12 protein-coding genes are annotated in these 20,223 nt (G+C 47.0%); 5 read left to right on the top strand and 7 right to left on the bottom strand.

The annotated features are described in order from the left end of the window. Positions 1 to 198: 198 nt before the first annotated feature. Positions 199 to 2,898 (top strand): hypothetical protein, encoded by a 2,700-nt coding sequence (locus HB364_RS28095; RefSeq protein ID WP_167291755.1) that lies wholly within the window; start codon positions 199 to 201, stop codon positions 2,896 to 2,898. A gap of 74 nt (positions 2,899 to 2,972) precedes the next feature. Here the strand turns inward: HB364_RS28095 and HB364_RS28090 are convergent, their stop codons facing one another. From HB364_RS28090 to HB364_RS28080, 3 genes are all read right to left on the bottom strand, one after another. Continuing rightward, complete coding sequence (locus tag HB364_RS28090; protein ID WP_208420123.1) at positions 2,973 to 4,190, bottom strand: C1 family peptidase; 1,218 nt, start codon at positions 4,188 to 4,190, stop codon at positions 2,973 to 2,975. Positions 4,191 to 4,442: 252 nt separating this feature from the next. Then, positions 4,443 to 5,420 carry an ROK family protein gene (locus HB364_RS28085; protein WP_167291753.1) on the bottom strand — a complete coding sequence of 326 codons (978 nt, stop codon included), beginning with the start codon at positions 5,418 to 5,420 and terminating at the stop codon, positions 4,443 to 4,445. A 66-nt stretch (positions 5,421 to 5,486) separates the two neighbouring features. After that, positions 5,487 to 7,121 carry a sugar MFS transporter gene (locus HB364_RS28080; RefSeq protein WP_167291752.1) on the bottom strand — a complete coding sequence of 545 codons (1,635 nt, stop codon included), beginning with the start codon at positions 7,119 to 7,121 and terminating at the stop codon, positions 5,487 to 5,489. 254 nt (positions 7,122 to 7,375) lie between these two features. Between HB364_RS28080 and HB364_RS28075 the strand changes: the two genes are divergently transcribed. The 4 genes from HB364_RS28075 to HB364_RS28060 all read left to right on the top strand — a co-directional run bounded on the left by HB364_RS28075 (position 7,376) and on the right by HB364_RS28060 (position 12,774). After that, a complete protein-coding gene (locus HB364_RS28075) occupies positions 7,376 to 8,794 on the top strand; it encodes a glycogen synthase (RefSeq protein WP_167291751.1) in 1,419 nt (472 codons plus the stop codon). 98 nt (positions 8,795 to 8,892) lie between these two features. After that, positions 8,893 to 10,167, top strand: a complete 1,275-nt coding sequence (locus tag HB364_RS28070) for a glucose-1-phosphate adenylyltransferase (RefSeq protein ID WP_167291750.1) — start codon at positions 8,893 to 8,895, stop codon at positions 10,165 to 10,167. A 151-nt stretch (positions 10,168 to 10,318) separates the two neighbouring features. After that, positions 10,319 to 11,536 (top strand): tetratricopeptide repeat protein, encoded by a 1,218-nt coding sequence (locus tag HB364_RS28065; RefSeq protein WP_167291749.1) that lies wholly within the window; start codon positions 10,319 to 10,321, stop codon positions 11,534 to 11,536. Positions 11,537 to 11,901: 365 nt separating this feature from the next. Then, positions 11,902 to 12,774, top strand: a complete 873-nt coding sequence (locus tag HB364_RS28060; protein ID WP_167291748.1) for a T9SS type A sorting domain-containing protein — start codon at positions 11,902 to 11,904, stop codon at positions 12,772 to 12,774. A 52-nt stretch (positions 12,775 to 12,826) separates the two neighbouring features. On the opposite strand, the gene HB364_RS28055 is transcribed toward HB364_RS28060, so the two are convergent. The 4 genes from HB364_RS28055 to HB364_RS28040 are packed head-to-tail and all read right to left on the bottom strand — an operon-like array spanning position 12,827 to position 20,221. Continuing rightward, entirely contained in the window at positions 12,827 to 14,071 is a 1,245-nt protein-coding gene (locus tag HB364_RS28055; RefSeq protein ID WP_167291747.1) for an alkaline phosphatase family protein, read from the bottom strand. Positions 14,072 to 14,126: 55 nt separating this feature from the next. Further along, positions 14,127 to 15,041 carry a metallophosphoesterase family protein gene (locus tag HB364_RS28050; protein WP_167291746.1) on the bottom strand — a complete coding sequence of 305 codons (915 nt, stop codon included), beginning with the start codon at positions 15,039 to 15,041 and terminating at the stop codon, positions 14,127 to 14,129. 21 nt (positions 15,042 to 15,062) lie between these two features. After that, a complete protein-coding gene (locus HB364_RS28045; RefSeq protein WP_167291745.1) occupies positions 15,063 to 16,871 on the bottom strand; it encodes a RagB/SusD family nutrient uptake outer membrane protein in 1,809 nt (602 codons plus the stop codon). 29 nt (positions 16,872 to 16,900) lie between these two features. Beyond that, positions 16,901 to 20,221 carry a SusC/RagA family TonB-linked outer membrane protein gene (locus HB364_RS28040; RefSeq protein ID WP_246228640.1) on the bottom strand — a complete coding sequence of 1,107 codons (3,321 nt, stop codon included), beginning with the start codon at positions 20,219 to 20,221 and terminating at the stop codon, positions 16,901 to 16,903. Positions 20,222 to 20,223 lie beyond the last annotated feature (2 nt).

Raw genomic sequence — 20,223 nt, 5'->3', positions numbered from 1 at the left:
CAGAAGGAATAACTATTGATTTTCCTTCTGCATGTCCATCCTTTATCCCTGCTGCTTCCGGATTGATAATCCTTCCCTTCTTCTTCCTTTGATCATTGTTAAAAAAACGATCTGATATCCAATCGGCCCAGAGAATGACGCGTAGCCTTAGGTTTAGATCAAAAGCCTCAAACTTTTTCTAACTTAAAAACTTTTTTTATGGATACCATTTTTAACAATCGACAGCATGTCGGCAGAAGGATCTTTTGGCCTTGTTGGCCGTTTAGTGTCCTGGCATTGCTACTGTTGAATTTGTTTTCTTTCCAGGCATTTTCCCAGCAGCCTTCCTATAACCTGGACCAGGGCGAAAATGGCGGTAAACCATCCAGCAAACCCATATCTGCTATTGCCAGGGTAGACCCTGTTCACTGGACGAACAATAACCTGGGCGGAACGGGCTCGCACTTTAATGAAAGCCACTCTGTTCCCTACAGGGTTACTTGTGAGAACCTGGCCGAAAACACCAGCTATGTAATACGCATCGGATTTGATGTAAGGGATGGAAGTAAATATGCGCTGGACTATATTACAGGCCCTCAGAACCTTTCCCCCCATGGCTTTTTCCCGCACGCTGAAGAAGCTGTAAAACCATTGGAAAATCCAACCGTAGCGGGCATTCCAACCAATGCTGCTTTCAATACTTTCCCGATCCCGGCCATCAACTATGGTAATGCTGCACAAAATGCCATCCTGACCGGAAGCTTTAACGCACTGGCGGCACAAACGCTGGCTGGTGCTATTGGTACCAAAAAACAACTGGTTATTTATAATGGTACGATCACCTTTGCTCAATACCAGGCTCCTGGCGTTGTGGACCTGGCGGCTTTTGCTCACCTGGAAGCTGTTATGCTGGTAAGGTTTACGACCGGCGCCTTTATTGCCGGCAGCAATAATGAAAAGGTAGTTATCGCCTGGGGAGGTCACATTGCCAGTTCTGTAGACTGGGGACCGGGTGGATCAGCTTCTTCCATTAACGGGTCACCCTATCACACCCGCATTAAAGGGTTTGCATTGGATAATGCCCAACATACCAATGATTTCACAGAAGATGGCGGTAGCAGCGACAGATCATTAAAGACAGATGCCGTATTTGTTGCTCCCCCGCTATGTCCAACACTGACTGCTCAAACGGTATGTATTGAAACAACATCTATTGTATTCCCTTACACCACTGAAGCGGGTGTAACCTACAAATGGAGCTTAAGCAATAATACAGCAGGCGCTAAGATACAGGGAGAAGATCCGGTAACACATGTCTTTACGACCACTACAAGCCCGGTTACCATCGTTCCTTCCGGCTCAAGCTTTACCGGCGGTTCATTTACATTGAACCTCACCATGTCCAGGGCCGGTACTGCAGATATTACCTGCTCCGCTTATACCAACATTGGTACGGTGGTAAATGTAACAGTAGATGCACAGGATGCCGACAATACTTTGCAGATCAATTTAAACAACACTACGTCTACGCTATTGGGCATCCAAAGTATTTCTCCGGGCACAACAGCCAATTATAGTTTTCAATGGAAGCTGGTATCCAGCCCGTTTGGCGGAAATTCATCCTTCACTAATTTGAACAGTCCGGCCGCCGGAAATGCTACCTTCAACATACTCTCTCCTTTTGCCCAGGGTGATTATGTCGTAAGGGTGATCGCTACTCAGTTAGCAGCTCCGTTCTGTAAAGATTCGTCTGACGTAACTATAGTAGTAAGCGGTGGCGTTGATTGTATTGTTAAAGGACCATCTACTGTTTGTCCGGGCGCACAGGATAATGTTTACTTCTACGATTCAAACAATGATGGTTTTGAAGACCCGATCCCGGCCGATTTCAATGCCGCATGGACATTTGACGGAACTCACCCATCAGCAGAGTTTGACGGATCAACAACGGGTAGTTCTGTTAAAGTGGATGTAGCCGCATTAGGTTCCAGTTGTGGTACTTCCTATACAGTAAAACTTACCTTAACTTCAAAACAGGGTTCTACTACCAATAACTGTTCAAAAACAACATCTGTAGTAGATGAGACCAAGCCTGTATTAAGCGGATGCCCGGGTGATATAACCGTTGACTTCTGTAATATTCCTGCACCGGCGGCTGTAACAGCAACAGATAATTGTCCGACAGGAGGTACACCACTAATTGTTGTCTTCACCGAAACCCAGTCTAACCAGGGTAATGGATGCAGCAACACCATTACACGTAAATGGGAGGCTACAGATCTTTGTGGCAACAAAGAAAGTTGTACACAAGTGATTACTGTGGCAGATCAGGATGATCCGCTGATCACTTGTCCTCCGAATGTATCTGTAAAGTGTGCCGATAAATCAGATCCGTCCAAAGTAGGTGCACCTTTTGTTTCTGATAACTGTGGCATCAAGTCAGTAACTTCTGTTGATGGCCCTGTTTCAAACAATCAGTTCATCCGCACCTGGACCGTTGAAGATAATGCCGGTCATACAGCCAGTTGTCAGCAGACCATTACACTGTTAGATAATTGTGCACAAACATTGACAGGAGCATCAGGCCAAACTTCAGGAGCCGTTGCTACAACAACTACTGACAAGGCAGCCATTGCTGAAAAGAAGGCCATAGCTTCTGATCTGCAGGTAGTGGCCCATCCCAATCCATTTACTTCCACCATAAGCTTCCGGTTCTCATCCCCTGTATCAGGCAGGGCGATCCTGGAAGTTTATAATACGCTGGGGCAAAAGCTCGGAATTGTTTATGATGGAGCGATCAAAGCCGGCGATGTTAAGTATGTACAGTATGAAGCCAAAAAGACCAGTAAGGCAACATTGATCTACAAATTGAGGGTAAACGATCAATCAGCCAACGGAAAAATTGTTCAGATGAAGTAGTTGCCTGACTATTCAAAACAAAAAAGGTGTTGCATTTGCGACACCTTTTTTGTTGTTGTACCCAGGTAAGAATATTATAATGCACTTTGGATCGTATAAACGCTTCCCGGCAAAGTAGCAAAGAAATCATAATCAATCCAGATGTAGCCTGCATCACCCCAGGAGGTGCCCCAGGAGTTCTGCGCCTTGAACGCATGTTTGTTGTCATCATACCCGCAAAGCACATAAGAATGGTTGGTGCCGTATGCGCTGTTAAAGCTTTTCCAGATAAATCCGGCTGTGGCATACCTGAAATTGTCATCAATGCTGCTGCCAACGATCAATGGGTGGTTCTGCGCCAGCAATGTTTTAAGTGCAACCAGGTCATTCTGATACACTACTGCATAAGAACCAATTTTATAGTTGGCTGCTTCTGCGATCTGGCTGCTGGTGGGCAATAAAGAACAACTTAAGCTGGTATAGGGCATACTTTGCCAGGTACAAACTCCCTGGTTTTTAAGGATGTTTAAACAGGTTGAGATCCCTGTGCCTGATGAACAGTCTGTCCCGAATTTAGCCTGGTTATAAATATATTCCGGGCTGAAAATATTGACGGCTGCATTATAGCTGGCAGCATTGGTCTTATAATATTTTTCCGCAGATCTTGTCTGCGCCACAGCCCATGCAACACAGGAATACTCTCCTCCCTGAAGGCCGACCGGGGGCATCGTTATGAAAGCACTGGAGGGTAAAGTAGTTGGAGGAAGTACTATGGGCGCTGTATCCGGACAACCATCATCATCCTGGTAACCATTTACTGTTTCAGGCTGGGTAGGGCAGCTATCTTTGGTATCAACAATGCCGTCACCATCGGTATCTGGCACAGTATCCGGGCATCCGTCTGCATCCTGGTAGCCATTAAAAGTTTCCGCCTGAGCAGGACAACTATCGGATGCATCAGCAATACCGTCACCATCTGAATCTGTAGATGTGGGGGGAGGGGCCGTATCCGGACATCCGTCTGCATCCTGGTAACCATTAACGGTTTCCGGTTGTGTTGGGCATGCATCATTGGCATCGGAAATGCCATCGCCATCTGTGTCTTTGGGCTTTCCACCCCTTGAACCAAGGGTCGCCACAATATTTGTTTGAGAGGAAACAAGCAAAGGAATATTTGCCAGTAAGGACGGGTCTTCTTCAACAAGCCCGGAGACTCTGATCTCCGCATCGCTATTCTTCGCACCTGATTCTTTCGATCCTTCCACATTCGCCTCTTTCTGACAGGCTGTGAATACGGAAGCACATAAGAGCATAGGGAGCAGATTTCTGCACAAATTAGGGTATCGCATCACGAATCAAAATTTACGTTTTCACAAAGTACATGCCTCTTGCACCCCGAAGTTTCTCAAAAGTGATGCCACTTGCTTTATTAGGTAGATATTTTTAAAATAAATGATATGACTCAAGTTTATACCGGTACTATGGCGAATTTGAGTGTGTCAGAAAAACACAAAAGCCGCTTGCAAAGCGGCTTTTGTAAGTAATATTAAAGCTGATACAGGTAGTTATCCCTTCATTTCCCATACGAGCGCACTGGCGCCTAATATAGCTGCATCAGCTTCTTTCAGTTCGGAGAACAGCAGTTTGATCTTATTCTGGAAAATAGGCAGCATATTCTTTTCCATATGCTCGCGTGTTGGCTTCAGGATCAGGTCGCCGGCCTTGGTCATGCCGCCAAAAAGGATGATCGCTTCCGGTGAAGAGAACATCACAAAATTGGCCAATGCCAGTCCCAGTACCTTACCGGTAAACTCGTATACTTCCTGCGCCAGTTTATCGCCTTGTATAGCACAATCATAAACAATGCGGCTGTCTATCTCTTCTTTGGCATAATTGCGCAGCAGGCTGTCGCGGTGATTATCCCTTTCCAGGAATTCAATAGCGGTTAAAGCTACGCCGGTGGCGGAAGCGTACGCTTCCAATGAACCATGCAGGCCGGTGCCTTTGTGTTTACGGCCATCAGGAATAATGGTGGTATGGCCCAATTCGCCGGCAAACCCGTCATGGCCATAGATCAGTTGGCCATTGGCCACGATGCCACTGCCCACACCCGTACCGAGTGTGATCATGATGAAGTCCTTCATGCCGCGTGCCACACCATACATCATTTCGCCTACCGCTGCTGCATTGGCGTCGTTGGTGAGGGAGCAGGGCACCATGAACTTACCGGTCATCAACTGCACCAGGGGAATAACGCCTTTCCAGGGAAGGTTGGGCGCATATTCGATGGTACCATTATAATAATTGCCATTGGGAGCGCCAATGCCAATGCCTTTGATGGCGTTGATGCCGCCTACTTCATCAATAGCCGGTAACAGGGCCTCGTATAATTCGTTAATGTAATCGGTAACATTGTTGTGCTTCCTCGTTGAAATAGCACCCCGGTAGGAAATATCGCCCCGATGATCTACGATGCCGAATACGGTGTTGGTGCCGCCTATATCAATACCTATTGCAAGCTCTTGCCGCTGACTGATTGCCATGATTAGTTGTTATATAAAAAAGGCCCCCGTTGGAACGGGGGCGAAATTACAAATTATTTTGGTTGATTAGTGACTTCCAGCTACCTGCGCATCGATATCCAGGCCTTGTTTTTTCAACACACCCTTGGTCTTGAGTGCGTGCCAGGCGAGGTATGCAAAACATATCAGCGGAAGGATATAAGACAGGTGTGTAAAATTGGGTCCTTCGCCCCCGCCTGCAAGTCTTGCCTGATCGAGGTCGATGATCGCACCTTGTGCCGGCGGAATGATCGCTCCACCCAGGATCATCATGATCAGGAAAGCAGAACCCTGACTGGTGTATTTACCCAGACCGGTAACTGCCAGCGCGAAGATACAGGGCCACATTACAGAGCAGCAAAGACCGCAGCTGATGATCGCGAAGTTGGAGATCATACCCGTGGTTACCAGCGAGATCAGGATCGCAACAGCAGCTAGTACCGAAACGGTCAGCAACAGTTTTACCGGCTTTTCCTCTGCAAAGAGAAAGGCCAATGCGGCTATGATGATAGGAATGAGGTAGGGGAGGAACTCATTCACTACGTTATCTCCTTTCAGGTAATTCACAAACAGGATCAAACCGAAAGCTACTACAGGAACTACCAATCCAAGAACGCGTTTGGTGTTCTTTGGCAGGTTGAATACACTGACGGCGCCTGTCCAGCGGCCGATCATCAGGCTACCCCAGTACAGGGATACCAGGTGCGCGATCTCCGACTCATCATAACCACCAAATGCAGGCAATTTCAACAGCGCCGCAAAGTTGTTGTCGATGGTTACTTCCACACCTACATAAACAAAGATGGCCACCATACCCAGTACCAACTGAGGGTACTGCATGGCACCCCAGCCTTCAGGATTTCTGGAAGCCAGGAACATGGAGGTGAAGAGGATGCCGAGGATGATCAGCAGTGAACCGATCACGATGGCTGTCTTGCTAATACCGGTTTGCTCTTTCACGAAATCCGCAAACAGTACCGGCAGGAAGATGAGACCGATGATCAATAAGGCATATAAAGCCTTCGGACTTTTTTCCAGCTTCTCATCGGAGGTAGTCTTGGGTAGTTTAGCAAAAGCAAAGATGGCGGCTGCCAGCAGGAACAGACCGGAGAGGAAGAAATACAGGGTTTGGATATTGGTGATCGACGCTTCTTTCTTCGCTGCAACGCTGCCAAACAATACCACGCTCACCACCAGAGGGCCCAGCAGGGTACCGAAGGAGTTAACACTGCCGCCCATATTGAGCCGGTGGGCGCCCGTTTCCGGACTGCCCAGGGCAATCGCAAAGGGTTGTGCAGAAGTTTGCTGCAGGGAAAAGCCAAGTGCAATGATGAAAAAGGACAACAATACGAGACCAAAGGTGGCATTGCCCGAGCCGCTGATGAAGGCCAGCGCCAGCGCACCAACTACCGAGATCAGCAAACCATAAATGATGCCTTTTTTATATCCGATCTTATTCAGCAGGTCAGTGCCGCCGATGGCAGATGCCAGGTACAGGATGAGCGATCCGTAGAAGTAGGCGCCATAGAAGGCAGAACCTACCAGTTGGGATTGTATCTGATCCAGGTTAAAGAACTTCTTACAAAATGGAATGAAAATACTGTTGGAAGCCGCTACAAAGCCCCAGAAGAAGAACACAATGATTAGTACTCCGAACTGGGACCATTTGGTTTGTTGACTCATGCAGAACCGTTTTAGCAGTTTTTAGTAAAAATTTTTTAAAAGTAATAGTTTTTTGTCATCGCAGGCATAAGATGCCTAAAGATTTATAAAGTCACGCAATCGATAGTGCCGCAAAAGTAGGTTTTGTAATGATATAACTACAGCTTCCCGTTAACGCATAGCAATTCTTTCATCTTTTTTAGAGCCTCTGCAACAATGAATCGAAATCCTTCCTAAATTGACAGGGATTTATGCACACCAATCGTTGAAACAGCATGGAGATCTTACACGTTAGCGCGGAATGTTACCCGGTGGCCAAGGCAGGAGGATTGGGCGATGTAGTGGGAGCTTTACCAAAATACCTTAATGAAGCGGGCCATATTACCAAAGTGGTAATGCCCATGTACCGGACAAAGTTCCTGTACGCCAACCAATGGGAGGTGGTCCATAAAGGACATACCAACCTGGGCAACTGGTGGTTTGAATTTACGGTTATCAAAGAAAAGACGAATAAGCTGGGGTTTGACCTCTATCTGGTAGATATTAATGGCCTGCTGGACAGGGAAAAAGTGTATGGGTATGATGACGATACCGAGCGTTTTACTGCCTTCCAGATCGCCGTGCTGGATTGGGTAAATGCCTGGCAGCATTTCCCGGATATTATCCATGTACATGATCACCATACGGGGCTGATCCCCTTTATGTTGAAACACTGTTACAAATACCGGCCTATTGCCGGTATCCGTACCGTACTTACCATCCACAATGCCCAATACCAGGGGTGGATGGGATGGGACCAGAGCATTTTCATTCCTCCTTATGACCTGTGGCAATGGGGGCTGCTGGAATGGAATAAAACGATCAATCCACTGGCAAGCGGTATTAAATGCGCCGATAAGGTCACTACGGTAAGTCCCAGTTACCTGGATGAACTCAAATACATGAGCAATGGGCTGGAGGCCCTGTTTGAATACGAGAAAGGGAAATGTTATGGCATTTTAAATGGCATTGATGTACATGTATGGGACCCGCAAATTGATGAATACCTGGTACACCGGTATGGCCTGGACGATACAGAAGCAGGCAAGGCCAAGAATAAAATGCAGTTGTGCGATCAGTTTTCCCTGGACTTTGATAAGCCTTTGATCGGGTTTATCGGCAGGCTGGTGGGGGAGAAGGGGGCCGACCTGTTGCCGCAGGCGATCCGTGATTCCCTGAGCTACATTGGCCGGCGGATGAACTTCCTGGTATTGGGCAGCGGTTTTCCGGAAGTGGAAGCAGCGCTGAATGCCATCAAGCCGATGTCGCAATACGATTACAATGTATACATTGGCTATCATGAAGGGCTCAGCCATACCATGTATGCGGGCATGGACTTTTTACTGATGCCTTCCCGGGTGGAGCCCTGCGGCCTGAACCAGATGTACTCCATGCGCTATGGCACGGTGCCGATGGTGAGGCGTACCGGTGGGTTAAAAGACACCGTTATTGACCATGGCGATCCGGGCGGGTATGGTATCTGCTATAATAATGTTACTGTAGGCGATATTACCCATGCCATATGGCGGGCAACAGAATTGTATCATCAAAAGGAAACAGTGAAGCAAATACGCCGGCAGATGATGCAACTGGATTTTAGCTGGGAAAGCAGCGTTCAGCAGTATATTGAAGTATACCAGGCGGCATTGGGGTAAACTTTCTTTCGAAAGTCATGTTATTATCAGCAGCCCATTGACAATTCCGATGCACAATTCACAAAAAAGCACTGATCAAATTATAAAATCCCACAATTATGAGTAAACAAGTGATTGCAGTCATATTGGGTGGAGGAGCCGGCACCAGGTTATACCCTCTTACAGCCAGTCGTTCCAAGCCTGCTGTACCCATTGCCGGAAAGTATCGCCTGGTGGATATTCCTATTTCCAACTGTATCAATTCGGGTATTACCCGGATGTTTGTACTTACGCAATTCAATTCTGCCTCGCTCAACAAGCACATTAAGAATACGTATCATTTTAGCATATTCAGCGCCGCTTTTGTGGATATCCTCGCGGCAGAGCAAACGCCGGACAATCCCTCCTGGTACCAGGGTACAGCGGATGCGGTGCGCCAGTCGCTCCGGCACATTAACCAGCATGAATGCGAATATGTACTCATATTGTCGGGTGATCAGCTTTACCAGATGGATTTCCAGAAAATGCTGGCCAACCATAAGGACACCGGCGCTGATATTTCTATTGCCACCATCCCGGTAGCTGCCCGTGAAGCCTCTGATTTCGGGATATTAAAATCAGATGACAATAACCTGATCACTTCTTTCATAGAGAAGCCTAAAAAAGACCTGTTGCCCGATTGGTCGAGCGATACCGGGCCTGAAATGCAGGCCCAGGGCAGGGATTACCTGGCTTCCATGGGTATCTATATTTTCAACCGCAAGTTGCTGAACGACCTGTTGCTGGATGAATACAAGGATTGTACAGACTTCGGGAAGGAGATCCTGCCCAAATCACTGGAAAATTATAAAGTGGCCAGCTACCAGTATGATGGTTACTGGACAGACATCGGGCATATTTACTCCTTCTTTGAGGCCAACCTGGCGCTTACACAGGATATTCCTCCTTTCAACCTGTTCGACAATTCCAATGCCGTGTATACACGGGCCCGTATGCTGCCGCCTGCCAAGGTCAGTGGCACTACCCTCGAAAAGGCGATCATTTCAGAAGGTTGTATCATTAATGCCAGCCGTATTGAACACAGTGTGATTGGTATCCGCAGCCGTATTGGTTATGGCACCACCATTGTGAGCAGCTACCTGATGGGGACCGATTATTATGAAACCATTGAGGAAATGACCCATGCACAGGAGCGCGGACTGCCTACGCTGGGCATTGGCGACCGTTGCTATATAAAGAATGCCATCATTGATAAAAACTGCCGTATTGGTAATGATGTACGCATCAATGGCAGCGATCACCTCGAAAATACCGACCACTCCCTGTATACCATCAAGGACGGTATCGTGGTCGTTAAAAAAGGCGCCATCCTGCCGGATGGATTTGTGATATAAAGCTTGATCTTCATCATAAAAGAGAGACCGTCTTCAGCAGTACATGGAGACGGTCTTTTTTATTACGGGGGGTATTGTGAATTAGCAATTTTTCTTATATTTTACGTAGCTATTATGACCCTTGTTAAAGTCCCTAAACCCCGTACCCACCATGAAACGCCATACCGCAGTCCTTTTTATAGGGCTATTGCTCGCCTGTCACTCTTTTGCACAACCCTACCGGCTGGAAAGTTACCGGCATCTTCTTACAGAGAAAGCATCCAAAAAAGGTTTTGAACGGGATACCGGGTATATCAATGTGTTGCTTAAGTTCTCTACCAGTTTTTATGCAATAAACCCGGATAGTATGCTATTCTATGCGCAAAAGGCATATGGATACGCCAAAGATATTCAATATGAAAAGGGAGAAGCGGAAGGACTGTCTGTGCATGGTTATTACTATTCCTTAAAGGGCGATTATGCGCAAATGCTTTCCTATTTTCAGCAGGCGCAGTTCCTGGCTGAAAAAGTAAATGAAAAAAGACTGGCCGCTAATATGATCAGGAACATTGGCCTGTTCTATATAAATACAGGGAAGCAGGAAGAGGCTTTGCAACATCTAAACAAAGCTTATGGGATGATGCAGGAAATGAGGGATAGTGTAGGAAAAGCATACCTGCTCGTTGACATGGCCGGTGTATATCAACTGCGGAACGATTATGACAAGGCGCTGGAACTATACCGGCAGGCAATGCAGGTTATAAACGATCCCAATGGCTATGTAGCCGCCTTTGTCAGGGTGGATATAGGTAGTGTACTTTGTGAAAAACGACAATACAAGGAGGCGCTGGCTTATTTTGAGCCTTCCCTGCAGTATTACCTGCAAACCCATGATAAATTGGGCAGAATGAACACCACGGGCTCGATAGCCAGGGCCTGCCGTGGACTCGGGCAAACGGATGTGGCCATTGATTATGCCCGGGAAAGTTTTTCACTGGCCAATGAAATAAACCATAAAGAGGGAATAGCGAATGCCAGCGAATCACTGGCCGGTCTATATGAAGCAAAAGGCGATTACCGGAATAGCCTGAAGTATTTCAAGCTGCATAAAGTTTATGCAGACAGCCTTTTCAATGAAGAGACCCGTAAAAAGACAGCAGAGCTGCAGGCAAAGTTTGTGTATGAGAAAAAGGAAGCGCTGCTAAAAGAGGGTCATGAAAAGGAGAATTTGCGGCAAGCCAACCGGGTTAAGGTATTGCAACTGGAGGTAGGGGTGGCACTGCTCGCAGGTTTATTGCTGGCCATATTGGCTATCTTTTTTCTTTCTCCCAGGTGGTTGCAAAAACTTACTGCTATCCGCAACGCCCACAAAGATGAGATGCAATTATAGACTATATTGTCCTATATCAATGCCAGACTGGTTATAGATGCATTGAATTGATTTAAAACAAGAAAAAAGAACAGATGATAGCTTATTATCATAAAACTTTCCCGTTGCCGTTATAATGCACGCAACTCTTTGTACCTCTCTGGTTCTCTCTCTATTAGTAGCAATGGTTCAACCGCTGATTTCCTGCATGGGCTCATGAAGCCCCCCTTATCCTTTAGCCGGTAACGGTTAAACATTTCCCTTATTGATCATTTGGCCGGGTCGCCCGACAACGATGCACGTTGGGATGCCCCTGTATTGTCCCGGGACCGTATAATCGTCCCGGTGAGGCTTCTATTGCTTAATTAATCTTTAAACCAAATTTCATGAAAAGCTTTGCTCTTTCTATGGCATTCGTATGCATTGTTCTCATTCATCCATTTGCTGTTGCCCAGTGTATCCAGGTGGGGCCTTTGGATGCTGCTTTATTTTCCAATAATACATCTCTTGGTACGGTGGCCTGGAACAATCCGGGCAATGCTGCCTTATCTGATGGCAGCCGCGCACAAGCCACCCAGGTATTGTCGTTATTTGCTACAGCGCAAACCAATTACCTGGTGGTGCAGAACCTGGGGTTTGCTATTCCAACAGGCGCTGCTATATGCGGTATTACAGTAACTGTGGAGCGTAGTGCAGGAGGGCTTAGCCTGGGAGGCTCTGTAGAGGATCTATCGGTGATGATTGTTAAAAATGGCAGTATAGCAGGTGCAGAACATGCCAGCGCCGCCGGTTGGCCCAGTAGTGATGCAACGGCTACCTATGGCAGCTCAACAGATACCTGGGGGCTCTCCTGGTTGCCTTCTGATATTAATGCCAATGATTTCGGTGTGGCCATTGCGGCCTCCCTGAACGCAGGGTTGGCAAGCGTATCCATGTCGGCCCGTATTGATCATATCAGTATAACGGTACATTACATGAACCCGTCTATCCTGCCGGCGAAGCCGCGGCAACTTACGGTACACGTAACTCCTGCTGCGCCTGCCATTGGTTTTTATCCCAATCCTGCCGGCAATAGCATTACCATCACCGGCAAGCGCAAAACGGCTGCCATCACGATCAAGGACCTGGAGGGCAGGTTGATCAAGTCTGTTAACATTGATCCTGCCGTACGATTACCGCAGATATCCCTCGTTGGTATAAAGCCAGGCCTCTACCTGCTGGAAATAGATGGTACTGTTGTAAGATTGCAGGTAAAATAATGAATGCAGCAGGTGGACCATTTGTTGAAGATGGCCCACCTGCTGCTTATAATTACTTTGTGTTGGCGTTATGCCAGTTATTGGCTGTATTGTAAACGCCTTCCAGTACTATTTTATAAAATGTTCCCACTTCACCGGGTATTTTCACTTCTCCGTATCCCTGGCTAAGCGGCCATGTTTTAATGAGTTGATATTCGTCGCGCGTACCGGTTTTAAAATTATTTGTGGCGGCTACCCATACCTTGATATCCTCATTTTTCCCAACAGGCGTCCATTTTATTTTTACTGTATTGCCGATGTATTCAAAAGATGGTGCAATAAAGGATAACTTACCGGTGAAGGGAATACCATCTACTTCCCAGGCATTTTCTTTTGGAAGACTGATATCCATAAACCTGGCAATGCCAGGCATAATATCCACGGCAGATGCCTGTGGCGCACGAAACTCAGCATTCAGGTCTTGGGCGTTCGTAAATATCCAACTGCTGCGTTCGCGGTCTGACTGGCCGCCATGACCTTTTCCGGTTTTGGCATCCCTGCCATGGTCTGTAGTGATCACGATTAACCAGTCTTCCTTAAAATGTTGTTGCCGGTATTTGATCGCTTCCCATAAATAGCCTATTCTTTTGTCTGCATTTTTGATTGCCTCATAAAACGCAGGACTGTCTCCAAATGCATGTCCCATATCATCAGTAAACTCCAGGTACACCCATGACAGGTCAGGCGCCTGGGTTTTAATATAGTCAGCCGCATGGTTGGACACCGCTTCATCTATTTTATTCAGGTAATTACCTTGCTTGTCGTGCGGAAAATTAACCGTATCCAGCTCCAGCCCATCGTAATGATGATCTACGGGAATATTACCGGTAGCCGGTATATTATCACCCACGAGCTTCGTGCGGTTGTCCAGCCAGGTGGAAAAAATAGCTGTTTTCTTCTGCGGGTATTGTTGCTTCAGGTAGCGAAAAATGGTATAATACTGATAATTGGGTTGGGCAATATCATTGTCCCAAACATTGTGCTTATTAACCCAGGTGCCGGTGAGTATACTGTTATAGCCCACTGCAGAAATGGTGGGCGTTTGTGTATACGTTCCTTTAACACCACCCATATAAGCCCTTGTATAGCCACCTTCTTTCGCAATGACCTGCAGGTTGGGCGGGGCCAGTTTTTCAATCACATCGGCTGGTATACCGTCTACGATAACAAAGACCGCCTTTTTAGTTTTCTGCGCCTGAGCCGGGAAGAAAACAGCGGTGGAAAAAAGAAAGAGCACTGCTGTAGCAAATCTTTTCATATAGCTAATTAAAATAGGTTTCCCTGGAGAATGGTCATTAATGAATGTTCAACAATCAAAGGTAAGCATGGGGCGTATAGTCGTTCGTTACTGTACCGTCCTCATACAAATTCAGTATAGCATAGCCTGGAGGTGTTTCCAGGTAGTAGCCGGCGCCGGCCGATTCTTTATCTCCCTTACCCCACCAGTAGCCAGACATAGCTCCGTTACAGCAATACAATACGCCGTTGTAAAGCGTTTTATCATACAGGTGGTTGTGTCCGCTGAGGCATACCTTTACCTTGTCGCGGTGTTTATAAAAAAGGTCCTTCAGCTTTTTATGGTCCGAATGACCGCCACCTACCAATATAGGAGTGGTACCCAGTATAGGATAATGCGACATCAACAGGGTAGGGGTTGAAGCAGGAAGTCTGGCAAGCTCCTGCTCCAGCCAGGTAAATTGCTCTTCATCGAGGGAGATATTTTTGTTATTGCCATCCAGTATAATAAAGTGCCAGTTCTTTTTGGGGAAGCTGTAATACCGGCCTGGTATTTTTAATCGCTTTACCACATACTCTTTGCCATACATTTCATCTGTTTGGGAAGGCGCTGCCCACCAAGGATCATGATTGCCAATACAGCTATATACTTCATATTGCCCGATGGACCGTAAGCAATCGTCCCATAAGCTCCATTGTTCCGTAACGCTTTCCCTTTTTACGTTGTCATAGGAGGCATCATTGATCGAGTCTCCGCCATTGAGGAAAAAATCAACCTTCTGCCCTGTTATTTCTTTGAGGCATTTTTTAAACCTATCTGGTGCATTGTCGCCGGTGCGTATATGTACATCAGTGATATGTACCACCCGCAATACAGGTTTAGGAACCTTCTCTTTTCCCACACCGGTGGCTGCAGCCAGTACAGCCTGGTTAGCTGCGGCCATAGCACCGGTCATCAATCCCACCGCTTTGAGCATTTCCCTTCTTTTCATAATGGATATTATTTGAATGATTTACTCCCAGCCAAAAGATTGGGTAAGCTTCGGATTAAGCACCACCTGGTTATAAGGGATGGGGCGGTAATAATACTTAGGTTCGATAAAGTTCCGGGGTGTTACTTCGGTAACCAGCGTGCCGCCGCTATTGCCATTGCGCAGGTAAACGGTCACATTCTCTCCGAAACTGCCCGCTTTATAATACACCAATACTTCTCCCAGTGCATTCTTTTCCTTTTGTGCTTCGGCCGGTATATTGCTGCTCTTATCAATCAAAATAATATCCTCATGTCCGTCGCCGGTCAGATCGTATTTGCCCAGGCCCGGAAAATACATGCCTTCCGGTATCTTTTCCAGCAGCTTGCCGGCTTGCCAGCGCATCAGGTCATCGTAGCGGTATCCTTCCATGGCAAATTCCACCCTTCTTTCACGGCGTATTTCGAGCAGTACACCTTTCTGCGCGCCGGAAACCTGGGGATACTGAGCGGCCAGCACCGGATCGGGATTGCCATTAGCAGCTACGAGGTTTAAGGCAGGTAGGCCAGCCCTGCTTCTTACAAGATTTACCGATTCATCCAGATTGGCCTGTGTAATAGTACCCAGTTCTGCCAACGCTTCTGCATAGGTGAGCAACACCTCAGCATAGCGATAGGCTGGGAAATCAAAACTGCCCAGTATGACATTGTCGGTAGAGTTATTGTAATAGCCTTTTAACTGATGATAACCTGTGAAATTTTTATTGAGCCTTTGTACATAAGATTTACTGTCGGTAATCCTTGCAAAACCCGGATAAACCAAGGTCTGTTTCATTCTCGGATCGCGGTTTTCAAATTCCTTCACAAAGCCGAATGTTTCATAACCTGCTATATCAGTAAAGCGGGAACCGTCTTTCATGAGGTAGGCCTGTATAAGGCTGCGGGAGGGGGATTGCTCATAATCCCCAAATACCGTGGAGTTAATATTACTGCTGCCGGCCCCTGCTTTGCTGAGATCATAGGGTGTATTCAGGATCACTTCTTTATTGGCCGACAGGTCGGCCGAACCAAAAAGCGTTCCATAATCCTTCTCCGGACTATTTGTATTGTTTAACTGGAAATTGCCGGAGCCCATGATCTCTTTTGCAATATCCCTGGCCTTCTCCAGGAAGGAATTAGCCGAACTTCCCAGGTTTAGCTCACTATGATATTTGCGGTAAGTACCTTCATACAAAGCCACCCTTGTATAGAAGGTTTTTACTGCCCATACACCCGGGGTACCTGCCGGAACAGTGGCTCGTACATGTGCTGCAGCAAAAGCCAGATCGGCCATAACACTATCCATCACCTGGGCGCGGGGAGTAGGGGCCATGTACAGCATCGCGGTATCATTGGGATTGATGGTGCGGGAATACCAGGGAACATTAGAATATCTTTTTACCATGCCTGTATAAAATACGGCCCTGTAATACCTGGCCAGGCCTGCATAATGGTCTTTCACTTCCTGTGTCACTGCCGCTTTCCCATAATTATCCAGGAAATAATTGATGTCACGAAGCCTGCTCCAGTTCCAGCCTGATGTAATGGTTTTTGAGCTGGGCGAACCCGTCATGACGACTTTTACCTCGACGGCCCCCGTGGTGGCCGTATTGTCACTGCTCTGATCGTCTAAATAGTTTCCTACGCCGTCATGATTGAGCAGGCCATTGATGTAGAGCGACAGATCGTCTTCTGATTTAAAGAACAGCTCCGGCGAAATGGTTGTTTGAGGATAGCGGTCTAAGAAATCTTTCTTGCAGGCACCTGTTGTTATTAAACTTCCTGCGAGTATATAGTAAAGTATCTTTTTCATTGTTTCATTTTTAATTGGCAGGTCAATACTTATAAATCTGCATTCACTCCAAAAGAATATTTACGCTGGTAAGGATATTCCCATCCGAAACCGTCACTGATAGATTCAGGATCAAGGTATTTTTTGATGGAAGAAAACTCATACAGGTTTTCTCCGCTGAAGAATAAGCGCAGGCGTTTAAAACCAAAACGCTTCATGAGTGAGGCAGGCAGGGTATAACCAACCGTAACGTTTTTAACCCTTAAATAAGCTGCATTTAAGAGATATTTAGTTTGTGCGATGTCCAGGCCGCTGCCATAATTATTGTCAGCCAGCCATGACTGCAATACTGGGAAATAAGCGTTGGTATTGGCTTTGGCGAGCCCTGCGTTGATATAGGAGGCTGAATGTTGTGCGATTTGTTGGGCATTATCATCTGCAGCCCGGTAAAAGTCCAGGTTCCAGGGATATACATTGGCATAAGGTTGTTGGTAGGGACCCCAGAAAAGATAATGGCGTGGATAATAATCCTGCTTGGCCACACCCTGTAAAAATACGCTCAGGTCAATATTGTTCCAGCTCATATCAAGATTGAATCCAAAGCGGTAGCGCGGGCTGCTGTTGCCAATGACGCGGAGGTCTTTGGGATCTTTGGCAGAAGGGCCTTGCTCAATCTTGCCATCGCCATCAAAATCCTTGTACTTAGGCCAGCCTGGTACGATGTCCAAAGCACCCCAGGGAATCAGTGATGATTCGTCCAGCTTGTCAATCTCATCTTTGCTTTGAAAGAAACCATCATTCGTTAAGCCCCATATCTCACCAATATACTGGTCGGGCCGGTAAGTTGCCGAAAAGGTCTCCAGCGCATTGTTGTATCGGGTGATCTTGCTTCTTGAATCGGATACCACCAGCCGTGCGTTGAAGGAGAGCGGTTGGGATTGTACGCTAAAGCTATTGCGGTAGCTTACGGAAAGTTCCCAGCCCCGTGTAGAAAGATCCGCTGAATTTTGTTGCGGCGCTGAAGTGCCCAGTACGCCGGGCAGTTCCTGGCTGGGCGCCAGCATACCCAGGGTATTGCGTACAAAGTAATCGAAAGAAACAAGCACCTTATCATTGAGTACGCCAATATCTGCTCCTACGTTGGTAGTGGTTACCTTTTCCCAGGTATAATTGGAGGGGTCAACCCGCAATGAAGGAGCAAGGTTATAGGGACTTGAGGCGTTACCTATAACGGTTTGCCTGTTGCCATTGATCAGGTACGTGGATAACTTCGTAGGCAATGACTGTACGTAACCGAAATAATTGACACTTTGGTTGCCCAGGTCGCCATAAGAAGCGCGTAATTTCAGGGTAGACAGGGTGGGCGCCAGCTTGTCGAAGAAAGCTTCCCGGCTGGCTATCCAGGCGGCAGAAACAGAAGGGAAGAAGCCCCAACGATTATTGGAAGGGAACCTGGAGGATCCATCATACCGGCCATTGCCTTCTATAATATACCGGTCTTTGAAAGTATAATTAATACGGCCGAACCAGCTACGGATGGCATAGGAGTAATAACCACCCTCGCCTGTGGTGCTAACGGTGGCATCGCCCGTAGTAAGTCCGATATAAGGCACAGAGGAGGATATCAACTGTGTTTTGGAAGCAGTTACCGGCGACCATTCATAACTTTCCTGGTTATAACCTGCCAGCAATTTAAACGCATGATCACCCAGTTCCTTATTGTAATTAACATACAGGTCAAATACATCCTGGTTGATAATACCATTCGTTTCAGCAATAGATCCTATGCTGTTTTCCTGCCGTACATCATTGGGGCCATAACCAAGCAGGTAAGGAAGGTCTTCTCTATGGTACTTCCAAAGCTCGCGCTTAAAACTGGCATCGCCCGTTACCTGCAGGCTGCCATTCAAAAACGTAGCTACTGCCCGTGCAATATTCTGGAACCCAAAACGGGTTTGTTGATTGCGGCCACCGCTGGTTAGCTGTGCAGCCAGTCTGCCGGCTGAGTTATTGCCCCAGGTACCATCCGGATTTTTGGCTACGTTGGTTGGCTGCAGATAATAAACATCGGTAGCCGCATAAGTGGGTGCATCGCGTTTCAACTGGTATACAGAGAGATTATTATCCAGCTTCAGCCAGGGGAATGGCGCTATATTCAGTTTGCCCCGCAGCCCATACCGGTTCCAGTCATCCTTCGTCAGTTTATTCAATCCGTTTTCTTTGGTATAATCGGCAGACAACAAATAGCCGATGGGCAGTTTCCTGTTGTTTTCAGAAGAGCCACTGAAAGAAATAGTATGGTATTGGGAAAAACTGGTTTTGCTGAAAAAGTAATCATTCCAGTTATTGCTGCCCATATAGGCCCATTTTGATGGGTCTGATGGATCTACCCGTACATCTTCAATGGAGGGATTATCGGAACGTTCTTTGGCCCACTTATAATATTCATCCGAAAAGTTGACGTAATCCCAGGGCGTATTATCAGTGGAAGTTTCCAGCACCCTGGAATAGATATAAGGATCGGTTACTGGTTCGGGCAATATGGTTCTCCTGGACCAGGCGAAATAATTATTATAACTGATATTTTGCCTGCCACCGCTAACACCTTCCTTGGTGGTTACCAGCAGTACGCCATACGATGCCCTGGCGCCATAAATAGCTGCAGAAGCTGCATCGCGTAATACCGTAATAGAGGCGATGTCGGATGGGTTTAATCTCAACAGATCATCTGTTGCAGCGGCAATCCCATCAATAACGATCAACGGACCACCACCGTTGATGGACGTATACCCCCGCACATTGATGGTGGGTGTTTGTCCCGGCTGACCACCACCATACGTGATATTAAGTCCCGGGCTCACGCCCTGCAATCCCTGAAATATGTTGGCGATGGGACGCTCTGCAATCCGCTTGCCCGAAACCTGATCTACTGCACCGGTTACACTGATCTTCTTTGAAGTGCCATATCCCACTACCACTACCTGCTGAAGGTCGGCCGGCAGCTCTTTCAGGTTAATCATCATAGAGGCTTTCTCGCCCGGCTTCAGTGCATAGCGGCTCCTGGTCTGTGTTTCGTAACCTACAAAGGAAAAGGAAATGGTATAGGGAATATCGGGTAGCAGATCGGAAAAGGTAAACACACCCTGCGCATCAGTAGAAGTGTTGCTTTTGTAACGGAGGGAATCATTCTTGATCGCAATGCTTACGCCTGCTAAACCTTCCCCCTTTTCGTTTTGTACTACGCCCCGGATGGAGGCGGGCGTTGTCTGGGTATACCCGGTGATGCTCATGCAACAAGTAAATGCCAGCAACAGCAGTGAATGGAGTAATGGCAGCTTTTTTAGTTTTGGTAAACGCCTGATCCTTTTCATAA

Origin of the sequence: Paraflavitalea devenefica (assembly GCF_011759375.1) — a bacterium.
Classification (GTDB): Bacteria; Bacteroidota; Bacteroidia; order Chitinophagales; family Chitinophagaceae; genus Paraflavitalea; species Paraflavitalea devenefica.
Note: the sequence above shows the minus strand (reverse complement) of the source record. Positions and strands in the feature narration are given on the sequence as shown.